Raw genomic sequence first — 21,160 nt, 5'->3', positions numbered from 1 at the left:
TCCGGACGCCGCGCGACACGCCCTAGGACGTCACCCGCACGTCCAGGACGAACTCGTCGTACGGGGCCTCCTGCGGGTAGGGCGGCCGGACCTGCGCGAAGCGGATCCTGGCCCGCCCGCCCGGACGGCGGCCCCGGACCACGTACGTCCGCTCCACCGGCGCGCCCGGCGCGGCCCCGGCCGGGGCCGCGCCGCCCTCGGCCACCGCGACCGCGTCGGCGTCACCGCTCACCTGCCAGGTCCACACGTACCCGCGCGCCCCGCGTCCGGTGAGCCGCAGTTCGTACCCCTCACCCGCCCGCAGCGCGACCTCCCGCACCTCCATCCGTACGGCCCCTTCCCTCCTCAGGCGGGGCCGATCACCGGCCCCTCGTGCCAGCCCTCGCCGTCCCGCCACCAGTGCTGGAGGCGGCGGTCCGTGCGCAGGACGATGACCTCCAGGTTGAACCCGAAACTGCCCTGGAGCATCCCGGTGACGGCGAGCGCGTCGTGCCCGAAGACCGCGCTCCGCTGCCAGGGCGAGCCGCCCGCGTTCCCGCGCCACCAGTGCTCGATCCGCCCGTCGCCGGCGACCGCGCACAGCTCGTAGTTCCCGGCGGTGTCCTCGTCCGCGGCCCCGTACTGCCCCTCGATCAGGCAGGGCGCGGAGGTGATCCCGCTGCCGAAGACCTCCCCGGCGCGCCAGGCGAAGCCGTTCGGGTCGTCCCGCCACCACAGCTGCATCCGCCCGTCCGTGCGGGTGGCGACGAGGTCGAGGTGGCGGGAGCGGGTCTGGACGAGCGCGGGCCCGTAGTGGGCGATGCCGGACCCGAACCGGCCGCCGTCGTTCCAGGTCCAGGGGGCGCCGTTGATCCGCCACCAGTGGTTCAGCCGGCCGTCGGCGGTCCGGACGACCACCTCGAAGTTGCCCGGCTTGCCGTAGTCGCTCTGGATGAACGCCGGGGTCGAGCCGATCGCCGCGTCCCCCGGGCCGAAGACCCCGCCGTCGCGCCAGGCGCCGCCGGACTGCTCGTAGTACCAGTGCCGCAGCCGCCCGTCCGTGGTCACGTGCAGGGACTCCATGTTCCGGTTGTACGTGCTCCCGGTGAAGGCCGGCTGCCCGGACGCGTCCGTCGCGTAGGCGGCCGCGCGGGCCCACGCGAAGGGCGCGTCACCCTCGCGCCACCAGTGCCGCAGCCGGCCCCCGCCGGCCGTCGCGGACATCTCGAAGTTGCGGTGGGCGCGGCCGTTGCCGCTCTCGTAGACGCTGCCCGCGTGCAGCCGTCGCTTGGTCCACGGGTCGATGTTGGTGCCGTGCAGACCGCACTTGGCCCAGTGGTCGATGTTGACCTCGCCGTACCCGATCCGGCCGAAGCCGCCGACGTGGTAGCCCGTCCCCCAGGAGTTCTTGAACAGCCAGCAGCCCGCCGCGTCGTCGTAGCCGACGACCAGCACGCAGTGGCCGCCCGCGAGCCGGTCGTCGGTCCGGTGGTAGACCCCGGAGCCCAGGGCGAAGAAGTCGTCGTAGACGTCGAAGCAGGCGGTCAGCGGGCCGACGGTGTCCAGCCACACCTTCTGCTGCTCCACGTCGCCCAGCCGGACGTAGTCGGTGATCCGGACGGTCCGCCCGGACCGGTCCCAGCTCGGCGTGTACTCGGCGCGCCAGGCGTCGCGCCGGTCGGCGGGCAGCCCCGCGGGCGGCGTGCCGTAGGGCCAGCAGTCCGGGTCGGCGAGACCGCCGTTGGTCCGGATCCAGTCCAGCGCCGTCTCGGGGTTGCTGCCCTGGCCGCAGCTGAACCGCAGGCCGTCGTGGACGTCGCCCTCGGAGCGCCGCGCCCAGACGTCGTGCTCGATGCGGGCCATCGACTCCACGAGGCCGGCCGCGCCGAACGCCCAGCAGGAGCCGCAGGGGTTCTGGTCCTTCACCTTGGTGATCCAGGGCCAGCCCCAGCGGCCGCGCCAGTCCACGGCGGCCGGCCGCGCCGTCCCCGCCACCCCCTCGGCGGCGGGCAGCAGCCCGTGCGCCGCCCTGCGCCGGGTGAGGTGCGGATTGCCGCTGGCCCGCCCGATCAGCCCCCGCAGGTCGACCGGCCCCACCTCGCTCGCCGCCGTCAGGTTCGCCCCCGGCTCCAGGCCCAGCGAGGGGCGCGGGAGGGGATCGTCGTCCGCGAGGTGCTCGCTGACCGACCACCTCGCCCGCTGCCGCGCGAGCCGTGCCCGCAGCTCCCCCGCCGTCCGGACGTACTCCTGTGGCATTGGCCCCCCATGCGCGATCGCCCGTACGGATGCGAGCGAGACCCGGGAGCGTCCACCTGCCGCCGGGGCCCGTCAAGGGGGTCCGGGCGGTCGCGCGGTGGCACGGGGGTCGTACGGCCGCCCCCGTACCTGACGAAGTCTCCCGGCTCTGACGAAGTCCCCCGGCGGGCTTCGCGGCGGCCCGGGGCGCCGTGTGAGGCTGCGGGGACGGGAGCGGGACGGCCGGTCGCTCCACCTGCGCACCGCTCCAACCCCCACACCGCCACACCATTCATTGATTGAGGAGTTCCCGACATGACGAACCGTTTCGCGGACAAGGTCGTACTGGTCACCGGCGCCGGCGCGGGCATCGGCCGGGCCAGCGCCCTGGCCTTCGCCCGTGAGGGTGCCACCGTCGTGGCCTCCGGGGTCCGCCCCGAGTCGATCGCCGAGACCGTCCGGCTGATCGAGGAGGAGGGCGGCAAGGCGAGCGCCGTCACCGCCGACGTCAGCAAGCCCGAGGACATGGCCGCTCTGGTCGAGACGGTGGTGCGCGAGCACGGCGCGCTGCACATCGCGCACAACAACGCCGGCATCTTCACCAAGCCCAGCCCGGTCGGCGACATCGACCTGGACACCTGGAAGAAGACCTTCGACGTGAACCTGAACGGCACGCTCCACGCGATGCAGCAGGAGATCGTCCACATGCGGGCCAACGGCGGCGGCGTCATCGTCAACACCTCCTCCAACATCGGCTACCACGGCCGCCGTCCGGGCCTGGCCGCCTACGCCACCTCCAAGGCCGCCGTCAGCACGCTGACCCGCATCGCCGCCCTCGACCACATCAAGGACGGCATCCGCATCAACTCGGTGAGCCCGGGCGCCACCGACACCACGATGTCCTTCCGCCCGGGCGAGGACGAGGCCGCCCGCGCCGAGCGCCTCGCCGGCGTCGTCCCGCTCGGCCGCGTCGGCAGCACGGACGAGGTCGTCGCCGCGGTGCTGTGGCTGGCCTCGGAGGAGGCGGGCTTCGTCGTCGGCCACGACCTGGTCGCCGACGGCGGCGTCACCGCGTAACGCCGCCCGCCCGCTGCTCGGTACGCACCGGGGCGCCCGGCCGGACCTTCCCCGGCCGGGCGCCCGGCCGTAGGCGGGGGCCGGGCGCCCGCCCGAGGGGCCCGGCTAGGGTTTCCGCATGGGGACCTGGACCGCGCCGAGCGCCGTAGAACGACAGCTGGACGATGCCAGGGCGGCGGGGAACTGGCCCGCCTTCCTCGACGCCCTCGCCCTCGCCGAGCTGTTCGTCCCGCAGTCCCGCGCCTACCAGGACGCGCACCCCACCCGGCTGCGCCTGGAGCCCGCCTACTTCCCGCAGGTCCGCGCGCGGGCGTACGCCGTGTTCACCGCCGGGATGCTGCCCGTCCCCACGCCCGAGCTGGTCTTCGAGCGCCAGGACCTGGCCTGGTTCGCCGACCACGTCCCGGCCGACGGCGCGGCGTACCTGGCGGTCAACCCCGGGACCCCCTTCGAGGTGTTCCTGCCCGCCTCGCCCGCCCACCGCGCCACCTGGGACGCCCACTACCGCAACAAGCCGCGCTACGCGGGCCTGGAGACGGACAAGGTGCACGCCCTCCACGTCGGCGGCCCCCTGCACGGTCCCGTCGCCTTCGGGCTGGCCTGCGGCGCGCACCTCTCCGTCCGGGGCGGGATGTTCTGGAACTCCCTCGCCTACCACGGCGACGGCTACACGAGGGAGCGCGAGAAGCTCGACAAGTGGTGGGGCGTCACCACCCGCGAGGACTGGCTGGACACCACCCGGCGGCTGCTCGGCGCCGAGATGGTCAGCCCCGTGTGGGAGTACGCGCTGCGCGTGCGCCGCTCCCTCGCCCAGGACTTCGCGGGCGCGGTGGACACGGAGCACTGGCGGCACGCGGCCGAGTACAGCCTGCGCGCCGGCGCCCGCAGGGCCGCCGAACCGCGGCTCACCCCCGAGGGCGTCACGACGGCCGCGCCCCGGCCGGCCGCCGAGGTGGAGGGGGAGATCGCGGGCGTACGGCGGCTGATCGGCCGGATCGCCCGCTACGAGCAGCGGTTCCGGGCCGACGGACTGCTCGGCGAGGGCCGGTTCGTGCGCTCCGTGGAGGCCTGGGACTACGGGCGGGCCTCCCAGATGGCCCGCTGGGGCCTCGGCGCCCGGTTCGGGACGCTCGCGGAGACCGAGGACGCCGTGGTCCGCGCCGGAGAGGCCTGCCGGCTGGCGTACCGGTCCTGGGAGGACCTGTCCGCCGGGTTCGTCCTGGGGCGCTGCCTGCACTTCGACGAGGAGGAGTTCGGGCACTGGTACGGGGACATGGTCACCACGCACCGGGAGCTGATGACCGACCCCGGCAGCCCCTGGCTGAACCTCCCGTGGTCGCGGACCTGACGAACTCTCCCCCGGACCTCGCGTAGTCGGACCCCGCGCGGAAAAGGCCCGGTACCGGCCGTACGGGGCAACTAGCCTGCTGCTCATGACTGTTGAGATGAACGACACCGTGCGCAAGCTTCTGGACGCCCCGCACCCGGCGGTCCTCACCACCCTCAACCCCGACGGCGGGCCGCAGAGTTCGGTGGTCTGGGTGATCCGCGAGGGCACCGACCTGCTGGTGTCCACCGAGCGCGGCCGCCGCAAGGAGCGCAACCTCCTGCGGGACGGGCGGGCCGGCCTGACCGTCTTCGACCTGGCCAACCCCTTCCTCTACGTGGAGATTCGCGGCACCGCCACCCTGACCGAGGACGCCGGCCGGGCCGTCACCGTCCGCATCGCCGAGAAGTACCTGGGCCCGGGCGGCGGCGAGGAGTACGCGAACGCCCCGGCGGAGAACGTACGGGTGATCGCGCGCATCACCCCGGACAAGGTGCTCGGCAACGCGACGAAGGCGGGCTAGGGCTGGGGCTGGGGCCGGGTTCTAGGGAAGCCGCGGGCGGACGGCCGTCCAGGCGTCGACCGCCCGGGCGAGCGGGTCGCCGTCCGCCAGGTGCGGGCGCACCAGGGCCATCCAGGGCAGCAGGTTCTTGATGCGCCGCAGGTGCCGGATGCGGTCCCGCGGCAGGTCCCGCCAGGTGCGGGCCGCCGCGGCCGCCTCCGCCGGCGTCAGGTCGATCAGGGCCAGCAGCTCCCGGCACAGCGCGGCCGGGTCCCCGCCGGCGTCCGGGCCCGGGCCGAACCGGTCGATCAGGTAGCCCCGTACGGCGGCCAGCTCCGCGCCCCGCACCAGCGGGTCCGCGCCGGTCGCCGTGGCGCCGCGCCGGGTCGCGGCCAGCGCCACCCGGCCCCAGCGCAGCCGGGTACCGTCCGGCAGCGCGTCGTCCTGCATCCGCCCCGCGGCCAGGCTGCGCAGGGCCGGCGGGAGCGGCTCCTCCCGCAGCGGGGGGTCGGTGGCCAGCCAGGCCTCCAGGTCCTCCAGGGCGTGCCCGGCGGGCGGTACGGCCGTCAGCACCTGCCCCCGGGTGAGCAGCGCGACCATCGGCCCGGTGAGGTGGGCGCGCGCCGCGTGCGGGGGGTCGACGAACTCCGCCGTGCGCCCGCACGTCTCTATCCGGGTCAGGCCGAGCCGGAGGCCGCCTGCGACGTACACCTGCCCGGCGCGGGCGGTCCCGCCGATGACGCGGACGATGCACACCCCGCCCGTGACGTCGGCCTCCTCGACGGAGCACACCTGCAACTCGGCGATGGGCAACCCCGGCCCCCTCTCTCCGGGCAGGAGGCTACCGCGCGCGCTTCAGGCCTGCGACGGCCGCTCCAGGACCAGGCGGATCTGCGTGACCTCGTAGCCCGCGCGGTCGAAGGCGGCGGCCATCGGGGCGTTCACGGTGTCCGTGGTCGCGGTGATGCGCTGGGCGCCGGCGGCCGCGTGGAAGCGGGTGATCTCGGCGAGCACCTCGTCGATCAGGCCCTTGCCGCGCTGCTCCGGGACGACGCCGAGGTACCCGACGTTGCGGTGGTAGGGGGTCGCGGAGGGGATCGCCAGGCCGGCGAGGGTGCCGTCCGGGAGGTGGGCGAGCCGCCACCAGGAGCGCTCGCCGGGGCAGTCGAGGTAGAACTCCATGTCCTCGCGGGCCAGTTCCTCCGCGTCCACCGAGCGGAGTTCGTTCTGCGTGGCCACGTCGAGGCTGCCCTGCGACAGCCGGACGAACGCGTCGAGGAACTCCTCGTCGGTGGCCTCGCGGAAGACGAGCCGCCCGGTGGGCTCGGCGGTGCCGGCGGCCGGGGTCCACTCGTAGCGCAGCCGCTCGATCTCCCGCGTCAGGCCCGCCGCGTACGCGGCCTCCTGCCGCCACGCGAGGGCGGCGGCGAACTCGGGGCGGGTCCGCCAGTCGCCGGGCAGCGAGACGTTGTAGAGCGGCAGGGTCCCGAAGGCCTCGTGCCCGGCGGCGAGCAGCCCGGCGGCGAGCGCGCCGGGGTCCGGGGCGCCGGCGCGGACCTGGAGGCAGTCGAGCGCGACGGGCCGCTCGCTGTCGGTGCGGCCCCACCACAGGGCGCGGGCGAGGATCTCGCCCTCCTCGTCCTCGGCGAACCAGATCCACTCGGGCCGGAACCGGTTCTCCGCGAGTTCCTCGCGGATCGCCTCGGCGGTGAGCGCCTCTACGGGCTCGTCGCCCTCGTAGGCGAGGGCACGGTCGAGGTCGGCGGGGTCTGCGGCCGCACAGCGGAAGATCATGCGCTGATGATCACACGGGGCAACCCCCCTGGCCAGGAGTTTCGGCCGGCCCGCCGCCGTGTGCGCGGGTCCCGCTCACGGCCGATGGCCGGCCTCCCGGGTGGGGAGACCGGCCATCGGCGCGGCGCGTGCCGTCGTACCGGGGGCTAGGCCCAGGTGACCAGGCGGCGCGGGTGCTCCAGGACGGCCGCGATGTCGGCCAGGAAGCGGGAGCCGAGCTCGCCGTCGATCAGACGGTGGTCGAAGGACAACGCCAGGGTGGTGACCTGGCGCGGCTTGACCTTGCCCTTGTGGACCCACGGCTGGAGCTTGATCGCGCCGACCGCCAGGATCGCGGACTCGCCCGGGTTCAGGATCGGCGTACCGGTGTCGACGCCGAAGACGCCGACGTTGGTGAGGGTGAGGGTGCCGTTCTGCATGTCCGCCGGGGAGGTCTTGCCGTCACGGGCGGTGGCGACCAGACCCGACAGGGACTCGGACAGCTCGCGCAGCGTCTTGGCGTGGGCGTCCTTGATGTTCGGGACGATCAGGCCGCGCGGGGTCGCCGCGGCGATGCCCAGGTTGACGTAGTGCTTGAGCACGATCTCCTGGGCCGCCTCGTCCCAGGACGCGTTGACGTCCGGGTTGCGGCGGATGGCCACCAGGACCGCCTTGGCGATCAGGAGCAGCGGGTTGATCCGCAGACCGGCGAGGTCCGGGTCTTCCTTGAGCTCCTGGACCAGCTTCATCGTCCGGGTCACGTCGAAGGTGATGAACTCGGTGACGTGCGGGGCGGTGAAGGCGGAGCCGACCATGGCCTGCGCGGTGACCTTGCGGACGCCCTTGACCGGGATGCGGGTCTCGCGCCCGGTCGCGGCCGGGACCTCGGCCGGGACCTCGGCCGGGACCTCGGCCGGAGCCTGGACCGGCGCGGGGGCCGCGACGACCGGGGCCGCCACCTGCGGGACGATCGCCGCGGCGGCCGCGGCGTGCACGTCCTCGCGGGTCACGACGCCGCCGTCCCCGGTGGGGACGACCGTGGCCAGGTCGATGCCGAGGTCCTTGGCGAGCTTGCGCACCGGCGGCTTGGCCAGTGCGCGGGCCGCGCCGGCGGCGGCCGGGGCGGCCGTGCCGTTCTGCGTGGCCGCGGCCACGGGCTGCGCGGGAACGACGGCCGGGGCCGCCGTGCCGTTCTGCGTGGCCACGTCACCGGCCGCCTTGCGGGGACGGCGCTTCGTGGAGGCCTGGGACACGCCGTAGCCCACCAGTACGGGCTGACGCGCGGCGACGGCCGGCTCCTCGACCTGCGCCGGAGCGGGGGCGGGGGCGGGGGCGGGGGCGGGGGCGGGGGCGGTGGCGGTGGCGGTGACCGTGGCGGGCACCTCGGCCGCGGCCGCCTCGCCGGAGGGACCGGTCTGGACGGAGATGATCACCTGGCCGACATCGACCGTGGTGCCCTCCTCGAAGAGCAGCGCGTGCACGACGCCGTCGAAGGGGATCGGCAGCTCGACGGCCGCCTTCGCCGTCTCGACCTCGCACACGACCTGCCCGTCGGTGACCGTGTCACCCGGCTGGACGAACCACTTGAGGATCTCGGCCTCGGTGAGGCCCTCGCCCACGTCGGGCATCTTGAATTCGCGGATGGTCATGAACGTGGCTCCTCAGTACGCCAGCGAGCGGTCGACGGCGTCGAGCACCCTGTCCAGGCCCGGCAGGTACTCGTCCTCCAGGCGGGCCGGCGGGTACGGGGCGTGGAAACCGCCCACGCGCAGCACCGGCGCCTCCAGGTGGTAGAAGCACCGCTCCGTGATGCGGGCGGCGATCTCCGCGCCCGTGCCCAGGAACACCGGCGCCTCGTGGACGACCACGAGCCGGCGGGTCTTCTCCACCGAGGCCTGCAGCCCGTCGAAGTCGATCGGGGACATCGAGCGCAGGTCCACGACCTCCACCGACTTGCCCTCCTCGGCCGCGGCGGCCGCCGCCTCCAGGCAGACCTTCACCATCGGGCCGTACGCGGCCAGCGTGATGTCCGCGCCCTCGCGGGCCACCCGCGAGGCGTGCAGCGCGTCCGGGATGGCCTCGACGTCGACGTCGGCCTTGTCCCAGTAGCGCCGCTTCGGCTCGAAGAAGATCACCGGGTCGTCGCTGAGGATCGCCTGCTGGAGCATCCAGTACGCGTCGCTCGCGTTCGAGGGCGAGACCACCTTGAGGCCCGGGACGTGCGCGAACAGCGACTCGGGGGACTCCGAGTGGTGCTCCACCGCGCCGATGCCGCCCGCGTAGGGGATGCGGACGACGACGGGCATCTTGATCTTGCCCAGGGCCCGCGCGTGCATCTTCGCGAGCTGCGTGACGATCTGGTCGTAGGCGGGGAAGACGAACCCGTCGAACTGGATCTCCACGACCGGCCGGTAGCCGCGCAGCGCGAGGCCGATGGCGGTGCCGACGATGCCCGACTCGGCGAGCGGGGTGTCGATGACCCGCTCCTCGCCGAAGTCCTTCTGCAGACCGTCGGTGATGCGGAAGACACCGCCCAGCTTGCCGACGTCCTCACCCATGATCAGGACCTTCGGGTCCGTCTCCAGGGCCTTGCGCAGCGACTCGTTGAGCGCCTTCGCGATCGACATCTTCTCGACAGCCATCAGTGACCCTCCTCGAAGGACGCGAGGTAGGCGGCGAACTGGGCGCGCTCCTCGTCGACGAGCGCGTGCCCGTCCGCGTAGACGTTCTCGAAGATCGCCATGGTGTCCGGGTCGGGCATGGCGCGCACGACCTCGCGCACCCGCTTGCCCAGCGTCTCGCTCTCCGCCTCCAGGCCCTCGAAGAAGGCGTCGTCGGCGCCGCCGGTCGCCAGCAGGTGGGCCTTCAGGCGCAGGATCGGGTCCTTGGCCTCCCACGCCGCCGTCTCCTCGTCCCGCCGGTACTTCGTCGGGTCGTCGGAGGTGGTGTGCGCGCCCATGCGGTACGTGTACGCCTCGACCAGGGTCGGGCCCTCGCCGCGGCGGGCGCGCTCCAGCGCCCAGCGGGTCACGGCCAGACAGGCCAGGACGTCGTTGCCGTCGACGCGGACGCCCGGGAAGCCGAAGCCCTGCGCGCGCTGGTACAGCGGCACGCGCATCTGGCGCTCGGTCGGCTCGGAGATCGCCCACTGGTTGTTCTGGCAGAAGAACACCACGGGGGAGTTGTAGACGGCCGAGAAGGTGAACGCCTCGGCCACGTCGCCCTGGCTGGAGGCACCGTCGCCGAAGTAGGCGATGACCGCCGAGTCGGCGCCGTCCTTGGCCACACCCATCGCGTAACCGGTCGCGTGCAGCGTCTGCGAGCCGATCACGATCGTGTACAGGTGGAAGTTGTTGATCGTGGGGTCCCAGCCACCGTGGTTCACACCGCGGAACATGCCGAGCAGGTTGGTCGGGTCGACGCCACGGCACCAGGCCACACCGTGCTCACGGTAGGTCGGGAAGACGTAGTCGTCGTCGCGCAGCGCCCGGCCGGAGCCGATCTGCGCGGCCTCCTGGCCCAGGAGCGAGGCCCACAGGCCCAGCTCGCCCTGGCGCTGCAGGGCGGTCGCCTCGCCGTCGAAACGGCGGGTCAGGACCATGTCGCGGTAGAGCCCGCGCAGGTCCTCGGTGGTGATGTCGGCGACGAAGGGGGCGAACTCCGCGTTCTCGGCGGATTCGACCCGCTCCCCCTCGGGCGTCAGCAGCTGTACGAGCTGGGGCTCGGCGTTCTGCGCGGTGGCGGCGGCGGCCTTGGCGGCGCTGGCCGCGCCTGCCGCCCGCTTGGTGCCGCTGCTGCGTCGCGGCTTGCGCGCGGCAGTGCTCTCCACGGTCACGTGTGCTCCTCCGTCGGTCCGGCACCCGGGTTCTCCGGGGTCCAGTGCGGCTCACCTGTATCCGTACCCGCCCACGGGGTGGGTGCGCGGCCCGTACGGGATTCAGGCGTGACAGGTGCCCCGGCGAGTGCCCTGCGCAATGCACGTTACCCAGTGCTTCGCATGACTGCGAAACCTCACTTGACCTGGGTTTTTGCTTGGATTTCCAAGTAAATCCGAGGAAGCGGGAACAACCACTGGTCACAGCCTTGCAGGGGGCCGGAACAACGGCACGTTATCCCGGGTAACCCCGCCAGGGAAGGGGTGAGTGTGTGAAACTGACTCCGTGCGCGAAAACGGAAAAATCAAGGTATTCCTCCTGGACGACCACGAAGTGGTCCGTCGCGGCGTCCACGAGCTCCTGTCGGTGGAGGACGACATCGAGATCGTCGGCGAGGCGGGTACCACGGCGGACGCGCTGGTCCGGATCCCCGCCACGCGCCCCGACGTGGCCGTCCTGGACGTGCGCCTGCCGGACGGCAGCGGGGTGGAGGTGTGCCGGGAGGTCCGCTCCCAGGACGAGGACATCAAGTGCCTGATGCTGACCTCCTTCGCGGACGACGAGGCGCTGTTCGACGCCATCATGGCCGGGGCCTCGGGCTATGTGCTCAAGGCGATCCGCGGCAATGAACTCCTGAACGCCGTACGGGACGTCGCGGCCGGCAAGTCCCTGCTCGACCCCGTCGCGACCGCCCGGGTGCTGGAGCGGCTGCGCGACGGCAAGAACGGCAAGGGCGACGACCGGCTCGCCAATCTGACGGAGCAGGAGCGCAAGATCCTCGACCTGATCGGCGAGGGCCTGACGAACCGCGTCATCGGCGAGCGGCTGCACCTGGCCGAGAAGACCATCAAGAACTACGTCTCCAGCCTGCTGTCCAAACTGGGGATGGAGCGCCGCTCCCAGGCCGCCGCGTACGTGGCCCGCCTCCAGGCCGAGAAGCGCTGATACCGGCCGGTTCGGGACCAACGTCCTCGATCATCGGGGCCTGATCCCCTTCCCCGGCGGGGAACGGTCACCGAGAGTGGACCGCATGTCCACAGAGGAACTCCACGCGATCGAACTGCTGCGGCGCGTGCCGTACGGCCGGGTCGCCACCAGTCTGCGCGCGCTGCCCTTCCTCGCCCCGGCCCGCCACATCGTGGCCGGGCACGCGGTGGTGCTGCGGATGCACGCCGGTTTCGGCCACCACCAGGCCTGCAACGGCAGCGTGGTGTCGTACGGGGCCGACAACTTCAATTCCGGGGACGCCCGGCTGTGGTCGGTCCAGTTCACCGGCACCGCCAGGATCATCGAACCGACCACCGCCGAAGCGGCGCTTTTCGGTCCGGGACCGCATTTCGTGGACGGCGCGGCCTTCGACCCCGTCCACCTGCGAATCGAGCCGCAGTTCGTGACCGTCCACACGCTGGCCGGTAATGAGGCCCGGCAGGAGCGCCGCTTTCAGCACGCCGCCCTATGACCTTCTGATCAGCCTCTGATCGGCCTCTGATCAGCCGATATCACTGTGCGCATACGGAAAGGGCCGGGCGGAATTATTACTTCCGCCCGGCCCTTTCCGTATGTACGCGCTACTCGTTCTCGGTTCCTCCGCCGCCACCGGCACCGGCCACGGTGCCGGTGCCGCCGGCACCGCCGGCGCCGCCGCCGGGACCGCCCGTATTGCCACCGGTGACCGGCGGCACCGACGGCTTGCCCGACGGCACGACCGGGCTCGTCGACGGCTTCGGCGAGGTCGACTTCGAGGCCGAGGGGGAGCCCGACGGCGAGCTCGACGGGCTGTAGCTCGGCGAGGACTTGCTGCGGCTCGGGCTCGGCTGGTAGCTGCCCTCGTACGAGCGCGAGTTCTCCGGAGTCTTGTGCTGCTGCTCGGTCTCCGGCGTGCTCGGGGTGCTCTCCTGGCTGCCCTCGCTGCTCTTCTTCGAGGGGGTCACGGCGGTGGTTCCACCGCTGCCGCCCTTCTGGTTGTTCGAGCCCACGTTGCTGACGGCGTACGCCACACCGCCCGCGATCGCGATGACCGCGAGCACGGCGAACAGCCACATCTTCCAGCGGCCGTTGCCCCGGCGGTCGTCGTAGCCGTCGTAACCACCGTGGCCGCCGTGGCCGCCGTGGCCGCCGGGCCCGCCCTGACCGCCGCCGTGGCCGCCGCCGCCCGGGAAGGCCGAGCCGTCGTCCGGGTTCAGCGGCGGCACCATCGGCTTCTGGAACTGCGAGGTCGTGGCGTGCGAGGGGTACTGCTGCTGGCCGCCCGTCCCGCTCACCGGCATCGCCGCGGTCGGGGCGGCGCCGCCCCGGCCGTGCGGCAGCGCCATGGTGACCGGACCGGTGTTCCAGGTGCCGGTGTTCGGCCCCTGGTCCTGGAGCATCTGGAGGGCGTACTGGACGAGCCCGCGCATCTCCTCGGCGCTCTGGAACCGGTCGTCCGGATCCTTGGCCAGCGACCGCATCACCAGGCCGTCGAGCTCCGCCGGGATGCTCGCGCCCTCCGGCAGCTGCGAGGGCGGCACCGGGGCGTCCTGGACGTGCTGGTAGACCACCGACAGCGGGGTCTCGCCGGTGAAGGGGGGCCGCAGCGCGAGCAGTTCGTAGAGCAGACAGCCGGTCGCGTACAGGTCGCTGCGGTGGTCCACGGCCTTGCCGAGGGCCTGCTCCGGCGACAGGTACTGCGGAGTGCCCATGACCATGCCGGTCTGAGTCATCGTCGACTGCGCGCCGTGCAGGGCGCGCGCGATGCCGAAGTCCATCACCTTCACCGCGCCGGTGTTGGTGATGATGACGTTGGCGGGCTTGATGTCGCGGTGCACGATGCCGTGCTGGTGCGAGTAGGCGAGCGCTTCGAGCACGCCCGACACGATGATGAGCGCCTGGTCGGGCCCCGGCGCCTCCGCGCTGAGCAGCAGCTCGCGGATGGTCAGGCCCTCGACGAGCTCCATCACGATGTACGGGACGACGGTCGGGCCGACCCGGTCCTCGCCCGAGTCGTACACGGCGACGACGGCGTGGTGGTTCAGGCCGGCGACCGACTGTGCCTCACGGGTGAAGCGCGCCTTGGAGACCGGGTCCTCGGCGAGGTCGGCCCGCAGCAGCTTCACGGCGACGGTGCGCCCGAGCCGGACGTCCTCGGCCGCGAACACCTCGGCCATGCCGCCGCGGCCCAGCCTGTGGGTCAGCCGGTAACGGCCGTCCCCCACCAGGCCGCCCGCGCCCCAGTGCTCAGGACCGTCGGCCATCCCGGCGCCGTTTCCCTCGGGTTCGGGTGCCATCAGTCCTCGCCGTCGTCTCTCTCGTCCGCGCTCGCGGTGGGCCCTGCGTCAAGGGCCTTTTCGGGGTTCTGCGGTGAACGCTACAGCCTCGCAACCGCTCACCGTTCGGACAATGGCGCGCGGTGGCCTTGTGGTCACGGAACGCGTACCCGGCTTGACGTGTGCTTGCCCTCCGGCAGACTGGGCGCGACATGCGCTCAGCCAGACGCGTAGGGACACATCCCGAGGGGAAGCAACAGTCATGAGCCAGGACGGCACTCAGGGCCGGTACGCAGGCGGCTCCCTGGCCGGTGGCCGTTACCAGCTAAGGGATTTGCTCGGCGAGGGCGGCATGGCGTCCGTCTACCTCGCGTACGACTCCGCACTGGACCGCCAGGTCGCCATCAAGACCCTGCACAGCGAACTCGGCCGGGAGGCTTCGTTCCGCGAGCGGTTCCGTCGTGAGGCCCAGGCTGTTGCCAAACTGTCGCACACGAACATCGTCTCGGTATTCGATACGGGCGAGGGCGACCTCGACGGCGCGCTGATGCCGTACATCGTCATGGAGTACGTCGAGGGCAAGCCGCTCGGCTCCGTCCTGCAGTCGGATGTCACCCAGCACGGGGCGATGCCGGCGGAGAAGGCGCTGAAGGTGACGGCCGACGTACTGGCCGCGCTGGAGACCAGCCACGAGATGGGCCTGGTCCACCGCGACATCAAGCCCGGCAACGTGATGATGACCAAGCGCGGCGTGGTGAAGGTGATGGACTTCGGCATCGCCCGCGCGATGCAGTCCGGCGTCACCTCGATGACGCAGACCGGCATGGTCGTCGGCACCCCGCAGTACCTGTCGCCCGAGCAGGCGCTGGGGCGCGCCGTGGACGCCCGCTCCGACCTGTACTCGGTCGGCATCATGCTGTTCCAGCTGCTGACGGGGCGGCTGCCCTTCGAGGCGGACTCGCCGCTGGCCATCGCGTACGCGCACGTCCAGGAGGAGCCGGTCGCCCCGTCCTCCATCAACCGGTCGGTGAGCCCGGCGATGGACGCGCTGGTGGCGCGGGCCCTGAAGAAGAACCCGAACGAGCGCTTCCCGACGGCCGAGGCCATGCGGGACGAGGTCGTGCGGGTCTTGTCGGCCGGTCAGACCGGTGCCCCGGCGATCGTCCCGGGTTCCGGGCCCGTGAGCAGCGGCGCCGGCGTCAGCTCGGCCGTGTTCCCGCCGGTGGAGTCCGGGTTCCGGTCGCCGCCGCCGCACGCGCTCCAGCAGCCGTACCAGGCGCCGCACACCCCGGCGCCGTCCCCGTACGCGCCGCAGCAGCAGCACGGGCAGCCGCAGCACGCGCAGCAGCAGCACGCGCAGGGCGGGTACGCCTACCCGCAGCCGCACACGCCGCCGCCCGGTCAGCACCACCCGCAGCAGTTCGGCGCGCAGACCCCGCCGCCGTACACGATCTCGCCGGCCACGACCTCCTCCGGGAGCTCGGGCGGCGCCGGCGGTGGCGGCAAGCGCAACGCTCCGGTGGTCGTGGGCGCGATCGCGGTGGCCCTGATCGCGATAGGCGGTCTGATCTGGGCGGTCGCGAACAACGGCGACGACAAGGGCGGGAACCAGGCCGGTCCGGACAGCTCTTCCTCCGCCTCGGCGTCGGCGAAGGCCGGTCACAAGGGGCCGGACCGCTCGCGCCTGATCGAGGACGCGAAGTGCAAGAACCCGACCAAGTACTACAACGACGCGACCAAGTACACGGCGCCCGACTTCCGCTACAAGGACATCCTCTCGGTGAAGGCCTGCATCCAGGCCGCCGGCTGGAAGTACAAGGTCGTGGAGAAGGACGAGGCCGTGTACGGCCAGGACATCGTCATCGAGCAGAACCCGGCGGCGCTCGACAAGGTCGACAAGGAAGGCACCGAGTTCACGCTGACGGTGTCGACCGGCAACCCCGAGTAGGGAGCCGTTCGCGGTAGATCCAGGACTCCGGCATCCCGGGCCGCCCTGATGGGCTGCCCGGGATGCCGCTTTTGCCCCACCATGTAAGCCTGAGCGAAACATCGCGGTTTGCCCCGGGCCAGACATCCGGGGAGGCCCTCAGGGACGGGAGGGGCATCCCGTGGCTCATCGTCCGCGCGCGCCGCACTGGCTGGCCTCGGCCGTACTGGCGGCCGCCGTGCTCGCGCCCGTGACCGCCTGCGCCGTCGCACCCGGCGCCCCGGGGCGGATCGCCCTGTCCCCCGTCTCGCCCTTCGGCGCGGCGGCGTTCGCCCCGGTGCCCGGCGCGGGCGCGCCCGACGACGCCGGGCCCGTGGGCGACGTACCGCAGGAGGCCTACGAGGAGCTCGCCGGCAGTGTCGCCGGCGCCGGGCGGGAGCGGCCCGGGTGGCCCGTGGCCGAGCCCGCCAACCCCGAGACGGTGCTCGCCTCCCGGCCGCTGCGGCTGCGGCCGCGCCAGGAACCCGCCGAACCGCCGACGGCGCCGTCTCGGCCGTCCGCGCCGCCGGCGCGCCCGGTCCGGCCCGTCGTACCGAGCCCGTCACCGGAGCCGTCCCGCCCGGCCTTCGCCCAGGGGACCGAGCCGAACGGGCGGGCCGCCGATCTGGCCGCGCACATCCTGCCGCTCGGCACGGGACTCGCCCTGATGGGACTGGGTCTGGGCTTCATGGGGATGCGGCTGCGGCGCGGGCCGTAGGCGGTGCCGGAAGGGGCCGTGCGGCGGTGCCGGAGGGGGCCGTGCGGCGGAGGGGGCGGCGGGCATCCCCCTTGGGATGTACGCCCGAGGAGGGTTGTGAGGGAGGGCATACTCGGTATACATACTGAGTATGTCGATCCGCCACGGCCTTCTGGCCCTACTGGAACGGGGCCCTCGGTACGGCTCCCAGCTGCGTACCGAGTTCGAATCCCGCACCGGCTCCACCTGGCCGCTCAACGTCGGGCAGGTGTACACCACCCTCGCCCGCCTGGAGCGCGACGGACTCGTCGCCCCCGACGGCGAGGACCCCGCCGGGCACACCCTCTACGCCATCACCGATCCGGGACGCACCGAACTCCGGCAGTGGTACGAGCGCCCCGTCGACCGCGCCAACCCGCCCCGCGACGAGCTGTCCATCAAGCTCGCCATGGCCGTGGGCGCCCCCGGCGTGGACATCCGCGCCGTCATCCAGTCCCAGCGCCACGCCACGATCAAGGCGATGCAGGACTACACCCGGCTCAAGGCTCAGGCACTCGCCGAGATCGAGAGCGGCCGCTCCGGCGAACGCGACGACCTGGCGTGGCTGCTCGTCGTGGAACAGCTCATCTTCCAGACCGAGGCCGAGGCCCGCTGGCTCGACCACTGCGAGTCCCGGCTCGTACGGCTCGCCGGCCCGGCCGACCGGGGAGCCGAGCCCACACCGCCCCAGGCCGCCACCACCACCACCACCGCCACCGCCACCGACCTGCCCCGTCGCGCCCGCACGCGCCGAGGCTGAACCACCGCCCCAGGGGGAGCCTTTCATGCCCGACCAGCCCGTATTGCAGTTGGACAAACTCGTCCGCACCCATGGCAGCGGAGCCACCGAGGTACACGCCCTGCGCGGTATCGACCTGTCCGTGTACCCCGGTGAACTCGTCGCCGTCATGGGCCCCTCCGGGTCCGGCAAGTCCACGCTGCTCACCCTCGCCGGCGGCCTCGACAGCCCCAGCAGCGGCCGGGTGCTCGTCGAAGGCACCGACATCACCACCGCGAGCCGCAAGGAACTGGCCGCGCTGCGCCGCCGCAGCATCGGCTACGTCTTCCAGGACTACAACCTGATCCCGGCCCTCACCGCCGCCGAGAACGTGGCCCTGCCCCGCGAACTCGACGGGATATCCGCCCGCAAGGCCCGCGTCTCCGCGCTCGCCGCCCTGGAGGAAATGGGCCTCGGCCACCTCGCCGACCGGTTCCCCGACGAGATGTCCGGCGGCCAGCAGCAGCGCGTGGCCATCGCCCGCGCCCTGGTCGGCGACCGCCGCCTGGTGCTCGCCGACGAACCCACCGGGGCCCTCGACTCCGAGACCGGTGAGTCCGTCCTCGCCCTGCTGCGTTCCCGCTGCGACGCGGGCGCCGCCGGCGTCCTCGTCACGCACGAGCCTCGGTTCGCCGCCTGGGCCGATCGCGTGGTGTTCCTGCGCGACGGCAGCGTCGTCGACGAGACCCTGCGCAGCGGGGCCGACTCGCTGCTCTCGGGGCAGGCGGCCGGCCAGTGAGCTCATCCCCCCGAGGCTGGTACCACTCCTGGGTCGCGGCGATCCGGATCGCCCGCCGCGACGCCTGGCGGGCCAAGGGCCGCAGCGCCCTCGTCCTCTCGATGATCGCCCTGCCGATCGTCGGCGTGAGCGCCGCCGACCTCACCCTGCGCAGCGCCGAGCTCTCCACCGAACAGAAGCTGGAGCGCGTCCTCGGCGCCGCCGACGCCAAGCTGACCACCGGCTGGACCACGGGCCCGCTCTACCAGCAGCCCGACGGCTCGGACTACGCGCCGGTCGGCGGATACGAGAACTACCACTCCTCCTCCCGGACCGAGGACCCGAACCGGCTGGCCGCCGCGCTCCCGGCGGGCGCCCGGTCCCTGAAGGACAGCATCGGCCACGCCAAGGTCCACACCACGCACGGGCTGCTCGACACCGGGCTGCGCGAACTGGACACGCACAGCCCGCTGGTCAAGGGAATGCTGACGCTGGACCGCGGCCGGCTTCCCGAGAAGGCGGGCGAGGTCATCGCCACCCAGTCCTTCCTGACGGACTCCGGGTACTTCGTCGGGTCGACGGTGACCCCGCGCGGCTCGACGGCCTCGTACAAGATCGTCGGCGCGTACGAACTGCCCGACGCGCTGAAGCAGTCGCAGCTCATCGCCGTGCCGGGGAGCCTCCTCGAACCGCTGGAGAAGACCCTGACGGCCGCCGGGAATCCGGGGCTGCGGGCCGAGGACAGCTACCTGGTCAAGGTCGGCCGTGATGGTTTCACGTGGAACATGATGAAGGAGACCAACGCCAAGGGCGTCCTCGTCACCTCCCGTGCCGTGTGGCTCGACCCGCCCGCCGACTCCGAGGTGCCGCTGTACCGGCAGGAGTCCAAGAACGTGTACGGCGCCAGCAGCTCGATGCAGGCGACCGAACTGGCCGTCCTGGCCACCGTGGTGGGCCTCGCCATGCTGGAGATCTGCCTGCTGGCCGGACCCGCCTTCGCGGTGGGCGCCCGCCGCTCCCGCCGCCAGCTCGGCCTGGTCGGCGCCAACGGCGGCGACCGCCGCCACATCCGGGCCATCGTGCTGTCGGGCGGCCTGGTCATCGGCGCCGCGTCCGCCGTCATCGGCACCGTCATCGGCGTGGCCCTGACCTTCGGGCTCCAGCCGGTGCTGGAGGCTCAGATCGGCAGCCGCTTCGGCAGCTTCGACGTCCGGCCGCTGGAGCTCCTCGGCATCGGGCTGCTCGCCGTCCTGACCGGGCTGCTGGCCGCCATCGCCCCGGCCGTCACCGCCTCGCGGCAGACGGTGCTGGCCTCGCTCACCGGTCGCCGCGGCGTCCGCCGGGCCAGCCGGGTGCTGCCCGTCATCGGCCTGGTCGCCATCGGCGGTGGCGTCTCGATCGCCCTGTTCGGCACCGTCTCCAAGATGGGCTCCGTGGTCGTCGCCGGCGGCAGCGCCCTCGCCGAGCTGGGCATCGTCGCCCTCACCCCGGTGCTGGTCGGCCTGTTCGGGCGGATCGGGCGGTGGCTGCCGCTGTCTCCCCGGCTCGCGCTGCGCGACGCCGTGCGCAACCGGGGACGTACGGCCCCCGCCGTGGCCGCCGTACTGGCCGCCGTCGCCGGGACCGTCGCCATCGCCACGTTCCAGCACAGCGACGACCTCCAGCGGCGGCACGAGTACGTCGCCAGCCTGCCGTTCGGCACCGGACTGGCGCAGGTCACCGAGAACTCCGGGCACAAGGAAGTGCCCGCCGTGCGGCAGGCACTGGCCCGGGAGCTCCCGCTGGCCGTCCGGGCCGACGTGGACCGGCTCGTCGTCGGCAAGCCCGGCTGTGACTCCTGGTCGGACGAGCCCGGCTGCGGCCGCGCCGAGATCATCACCCCGAAGGACCAGCGCTGCCCGCTCTGGGAGGCGGAGAACGGCTCCGATTCCTTCACCACCGAGCAGCAGCGGACCCTGCGCAACGACTGGCGGTGCGAGGAGGAGCGCCTCGGCATCGAGGTCTCCACCGTCGTCGCGGACGAGAAGCTGCTGACCGTCCTGGGCGTCGGCGATCCCGGCGCGGCCGCGGCGCTGAAGTCCGGCAAGGCCGTCTCCTTCGACAAGAAGATCGTGAAGGACGGCAAGGTCACCCTCCGGCTGGTCACCGACAACAAGGCCGCCTCGGCCCTGACGGAGAACAGGCAGGACCCGCCCGGGGAGGACAAGGTCCTCGCCGCCTACCAGGCGCCCGCCACGGCGAAGGGCTACGGCCTGCACCTCGTGCTGCCGCCCGCCACCGCCAAGACGGCGGGGCTGACCACCGCGCCCTTCGGCTCGTACTTCACCCTCGACGGCAAGGCCAGCTCCGAGCAGCGGCAGAAGCTGGACGGGACGCTCGACACGATGGGCGTGGAGACCAAGGTCAGCATCGAGGAGGGCTACAAGGCCAACAACTCCCTGGTGATGCTCGCCCTGGCCGTCTTCGCGGGCCTGGTCACCATCGGCGCGGCCGGTATCGCCACCGGGCTGGCCCAGGCGGACGCCGAGGCCGATCTGAAGACCCTGGCGGCCGTCGGGGCGCCCCCGCGGGTGCGGCGGACGCTGAGCGGCTTCCAGTGCGGTGTGGTGGCCCTGATGGGCGTCGTCCTGGGTTCGGCGGCCGGAATCCTGCCCGCGGTCGGGCTGCGGCTCACCGCGCGGCGGGAAGCGCAGGCCCTGTACGAGACCGGGATCGCCCAGGGGCACATCAGCAAGTCGGAACTCGCGCCGTACGTACCCATCTCGGTGCCGTGGGAGACCCTGGGCGGCCTGCTCGTCCTGGTCCCGCTGGGCGCGGCGCTGCTGGCCGCACTGGTCACGAAGTCGAGCGGCGCCCTGGCGCGGCGCGCGGCGGGCTGATCCCCGTGCCCCCGTACAGGGTGGATCACGCCTGTACGGGGGCACACCGTGTGAGAGCGAAGGTGTGCGAGAG

Annotated in this window: 18 protein-coding genes; 10 read left to right on the top strand and 8 right to left on the bottom strand. The window is 72.9% G+C overall.

Annotation, left to right across the window (positions count from 1 at the left end):
• Nucleotides 1–22: 22 nt before the first annotated feature.
• Together EES41_RS19055 and EES41_RS19050 are read right to left on the bottom strand one after the other, a co-directional pair.
• On the bottom strand, nt 23–325 hold the full coding sequence (locus EES41_RS19055; RefSeq protein WP_123079614.1) for a protease inhibitor I42 family protein: 303 nt from the start codon (nt 323–325) through the stop codon (nt 23–25).
• A 20-nt stretch (nt 326–345) separates the two neighbouring features.
• The gene (locus EES41_RS19050; RefSeq protein ID WP_123079613.1) at nt 346–2,235 is read right to left on the bottom strand and encodes a C1 family peptidase; all 1,890 of its coding nucleotides are present in this window, start codon (nt 2,233–2,235) and stop codon (nt 346–348) included.
• 294 nt (nt 2,236–2,529) lie between these two features.
• On the opposite strand from EES41_RS19050, the gene EES41_RS19045 reads away from it, so the two are divergent.
• The 3 genes from EES41_RS19045 to EES41_RS19035 all read left to right on the top strand — a co-directional run bounded on the left by EES41_RS19045 (nt 2,530) and on the right by EES41_RS19035 (nt 5,141).
• Nucleotides 2,530–3,291 carry an SDR family NAD(P)-dependent oxidoreductase gene (locus EES41_RS19045; RefSeq protein ID WP_008740046.1) on the top strand — a complete coding sequence of 254 codons (762 nt, stop codon included), beginning with the start codon at nt 2,530–2,532 and terminating at the stop codon, nt 3,289–3,291.
• 118 nt (nt 3,292–3,409) lie between these two features.
• Nucleotides 3,410–4,639, top strand: coding sequence for a DUF1266 domain-containing protein (locus EES41_RS19040; RefSeq protein WP_123079612.1), 1,230 nt, complete (start codon nt 3,410–3,412; stop codon nt 4,637–4,639).
• A gap of 85 nt (nt 4,640–4,724) precedes the next feature.
• Complete coding sequence (locus EES41_RS19035) at nt 4,725–5,141, top strand: PPOX class F420-dependent oxidoreductase (protein WP_250568345.1); 417 nt, start codon at nt 4,725–4,727, stop codon at nt 5,139–5,141.
• 21 nt (nt 5,142–5,162) lie between these two features.
• Here EES41_RS19035 and EES41_RS19030 read toward each other — a convergent pair whose 3' ends face one another.
• The 5 genes from EES41_RS19030 to pdhA form a co-directional block, all read right to left on the bottom strand.
• Complete coding sequence (locus EES41_RS19030) at nt 5,163–5,933, bottom strand: hypothetical protein (RefSeq protein ID WP_123079610.1); 771 nt, start codon at nt 5,931–5,933, stop codon at nt 5,163–5,165.
• Between the two features lie 42 nt (nt 5,934–5,975).
• Entirely contained in the window at nt 5,976–6,914 is a 939-nt protein-coding gene (locus EES41_RS19025) for a GNAT family N-acetyltransferase (RefSeq protein WP_123079609.1), read from the bottom strand.
• Between the two features lie 146 nt (nt 6,915–7,060).
• The gene (locus tag EES41_RS19020) at nt 7,061–8,542 is read right to left on the bottom strand and encodes a dihydrolipoamide acetyltransferase family protein (RefSeq protein ID WP_123079608.1); all 1,482 of its coding nucleotides are present in this window, start codon (nt 8,540–8,542) and stop codon (nt 7,061–7,063) included.
• 12 nt (nt 8,543–8,554) lie between these two features.
• Nucleotides 8,555–9,535, bottom strand: coding sequence for an alpha-ketoacid dehydrogenase subunit beta (locus EES41_RS19015; RefSeq protein WP_123079607.1), 981 nt, complete (start codon nt 9,533–9,535; stop codon nt 8,555–8,557).
• Entirely contained in the window at nt 9,535–10,728 is a 1,194-nt protein-coding gene (gene pdhA, locus EES41_RS19010) for a pyruvate dehydrogenase (acetyl-transferring) E1 component subunit alpha (protein ID WP_123079606.1), read from the bottom strand. Before pdhA ends, EES41_RS19015 begins: the two co-directional genes overlap by 1 nt.
• Nucleotides 10,729–11,053: 325 nt before the next feature.
• Here pdhA and EES41_RS19005 point away from each other — a divergent pair, with 325 nt between their 5' ends.
• Complete coding sequence (locus tag EES41_RS19005) at nt 11,054–11,713, top strand: response regulator transcription factor (protein ID WP_073773953.1); 660 nt, start codon at nt 11,054–11,056, stop codon at nt 11,711–11,713.
• A gap of 85 nt (nt 11,714–11,798) precedes the next feature.
• A complete protein-coding gene (locus tag EES41_RS19000) occupies nt 11,799–12,227 on the top strand; it encodes a pyridoxamine 5'-phosphate oxidase family protein (RefSeq protein WP_123082558.1) in 429 nt (142 codons plus the stop codon).
• A gap of 109 nt (nt 12,228–12,336) precedes the next feature.
• On the opposite strand, the gene EES41_RS18995 is transcribed toward EES41_RS19000, so the two are convergent.
• The gene (locus EES41_RS18995; protein WP_123079605.1) at nt 12,337–14,031 is read right to left on the bottom strand and encodes a protein kinase; all 1,695 of its coding nucleotides are present in this window, start codon (nt 14,029–14,031) and stop codon (nt 12,337–12,339) included.
• Between the two features lie 241 nt (nt 14,032–14,272).
• On the opposite strand from EES41_RS18995, the gene EES41_RS18990 reads away from it, so the two are divergent.
• The 5 genes from EES41_RS18990 to EES41_RS18970 all read left to right on the top strand — a co-directional run bounded on the left by EES41_RS18990 (nt 14,273) and on the right by EES41_RS18970 (nt 21,087).
• A complete protein-coding gene (locus EES41_RS18990) occupies nt 14,273–15,958 on the top strand; it encodes a protein kinase (protein ID WP_123079604.1) in 1,686 nt (561 codons plus the stop codon).
• A 160-nt stretch (nt 15,959–16,118) separates the two neighbouring features.
• Complete coding sequence (locus tag EES41_RS18985) at nt 16,119–16,694, top strand: hypothetical protein (protein WP_123079603.1); 576 nt, start codon at nt 16,119–16,121, stop codon at nt 16,692–16,694.
• Between the two features lie 130 nt (nt 16,695–16,824).
• Nucleotides 16,825–17,472 carry a PadR family transcriptional regulator gene (locus EES41_RS18980; protein WP_123079602.1) on the top strand — a complete coding sequence of 216 codons (648 nt, stop codon included), beginning with the start codon at nt 16,825–16,827 and terminating at the stop codon, nt 17,470–17,472.
• Between the two features lie 25 nt (nt 17,473–17,497).
• Entirely contained in the window at nt 17,498–18,229 is a 732-nt protein-coding gene (locus EES41_RS18975; RefSeq protein ID WP_008740019.1) for an ABC transporter ATP-binding protein, read from the top strand.
• Between the two features lie 101 nt (nt 18,230–18,330).
• The gene (locus tag EES41_RS18970; protein ID WP_250568362.1) at nt 18,331–21,087 is read left to right on the top strand and encodes an ABC transporter permease; all 2,757 of its coding nucleotides are present in this window, start codon (nt 18,331–18,333) and stop codon (nt 21,085–21,087) included.
• Nucleotides 21,088–21,160: the final 73 nt, after the last annotated feature.

This window comes from Streptomyces sp. ADI95-16 (genome assembly GCF_003721495.1).
Classification (GTDB): Bacteria; Actinomycetota; Actinomycetes; order Streptomycetales; family Streptomycetaceae; genus Streptomyces; species Streptomyces goshikiensis.
This window is presented reverse-complemented; position numbering and strand designations above follow the sequence as displayed.